Origin of the sequence: Leptolyngbya sp. CCY15150 (assembly GCF_016888135.1) — a bacterium.
In the GTDB taxonomy this organism is placed as follows: domain Bacteria; phylum Cyanobacteriota; class Cyanobacteriia; order RECH01; family RECH01; genus RECH01.
Map to the genome: position 1 here is coordinate 1 of NZ_JACSWB010000076.1, position 2,221 is coordinate 2,221.

Here is a 2,221-nt window from a genome sequence, read left to right on the forward strand (position 1 = left end):
TGCGATGCCCATTCTTGACAACGTTGGTGCTGGCGCAGTGAGGACAGTTCATCATGGCTTCCCTTGACTCTATGTCATTTTACACTGTGCAACGCCGCGGGGAGAGACGGTGTATGTGGATGATCTAGAAGTGGAGGTGCAGGGTCGGCGGATTCCCTTAGAGATTAAAACGGCTCCGGTCTTGAATGAGGCTGGCGAGATCATTTATGTGATCAATGCGTTTCAAGATATTAGCGATCGCCGCCAGGCCGAGGCCGATCGGGTGGCTGCCCAAACCTTGGGTCATGAACTCAGGCTATTGGAACAAGTGCTCGATGTCATCCTCGCGGGCTATTGGGATTGGAATATTCCAGCCCATCAAGAATACTTGAGCCCCGGATTCAAGCGCATGTTTGGCTACGAAGATCATGAACTGCCCAACACACCTGAGGCCTGGCAAGACTTGATCGTGCCGGAGGACTTGCCTGGGGTGTTCGCCTGTTTTGATCGCCATGTCCAAAGCCATGGTGAGGAACCTTTCTATAACGAGGTTCGCTATCGCCATAAGGATGGCTCCACGGTGTGGGTGATGTGTTCGGGACGGGTGATTGAATGGGATGCGGCTGGGCAACCGCTGCGCATGGTGGGCTGTCATGTTGACATTAGCGATCGCAAGCATCTAGAGCTAGAGCTGCAAGAGTCTAAGGCAACCTTGCAAGACATTTTGGAGAATGCTCCGGCTGCCATTGTCACCCTACGGCAACTGTCCGATCGGTTTTGGGTGACGACCTATCGATCCGGCGGCTGCGATCGCGTCTTTGGCTACACCGTGAAAGAACTCAAAGATACGCCTGGTCTATGGCTATCGCGGGTGGTGGAAGAAGACCGTCATGTTGTGATTACCAATGACACCAGCTTAGACAGTCTGCCCTACCATCGCACCGCTGAATATCGGTTTCGCCACAAAGATGGTGGGATCCGCTGGATCTCTGCCGTGCAGTCGATTCGTTGGGACGATACCCTGCAATGTGCGATCGCTACCGTGATTGAAAGCGATATTACCCAAAACAAGCGGGCAGAACTGGCGCTGCAAGACAGTGAAGTTCGCTATCGCACCCTCTTAGAAACCAGTCCGGTGGGAATTTTCCGCAATGATGTAACCGGACAATGCATTTATGCCAACCCACAACTGCAGGACATGACGGGGCTGCCGTTGGAAGGCATTTTGGGGGATGGCTGGAGCCGCAATCTGCATCCAGAGAATCAAGACTTTATGGCGGCGGCTTGGTCAACCTTTGTCGAGCAGAGTAATTTGGGGCAGGAGGCAAGTTATCAGCATGAGTATCGCTATTTTGCCGCCGATGGATCGGAGCGCTGGGGGTTTGTGCAGGCAGTTCCTGAGTATAGTGCATCGGGTCTCTTGGTTGGGTTTGTGGGATCTACGGTGGATATCACCGATCGCAAACATGCTGAGAAGTTGCTGCAAGACTCGGAAGCCCGCTACTTGTCGATCCTGCAAGATCAAACCGAGCTGATCAAACGATGTCGCCCCGATGGCACAATTGTGTTCGTCAATGACGCTCTCTGCCATTACTTTGGCTTGACGAAAGAGGAGGTTATTGGAAGGAGGCGTTATCCATCTGGGACGATGTTGCTGAATGCCAATGGGGTTCGCTCGGATCCTCAATCCTCCGCAACAACAACCAGTCGTTCTGACCTCGTGGAACAAGAGGGAGAAGATAAAGACGTTCTGTGGTTCATACCTCAATTTAGCAACGTCTCTAAGATTTATCCTGATGATCAATCGATTGTGGACGACTGTTTAGCCTCCCTCTCTCCCGACCAACCAGTTAGTACGATTGAACATCGGGTGGTGATGAGCAGGGGCGTGCGCTGGATGCAGTGGACCAATCGAGCAATCTATAACGAGCAAGGCACGCTGATCGAGCTGCAGGCGGTGGGTCGAGATATTCACGATCGCAAGCTAGCGGAAGAACAGGTGCGGGCTAGCGAGGCGGCGTTGCTGGAAGCGCAGCAGGTTGCCCATATCGGTAACTGGATGTTTGATCCTGCAACCCAAACGATTACCTGGTCGCAGGAACTCTATCGCATGTTTGGCCTCGATCCAAGCCAGCCAACTCCCTCCCAGCAATTCTCAGTATGAACATCTTGCATGAGCTTATTGAGAACAGTGTCAATAGATTTGTTGAAAAAGCTCATTCTTTCGTTCAGGATTCGGCAG

1 protein-coding gene is annotated in these 2,221 nt (G+C 52.5%); it reads left to right on the forward strand.

Annotation, left to right across the window (positions count from 1 at the left end; translation table 11 throughout):
• Positions 1 to 115: 115 nt before the first annotated feature.
• Positions 116 to 2,143, forward strand: a complete 2,028-nt coding sequence (locus tag JUJ53_RS00425; protein WP_204150025.1) for a PAS domain S-box protein — start codon at positions 116 to 118, stop codon at positions 2,141 to 2,143.
• Positions 2,144 to 2,221 lie beyond the last annotated feature (78 nt).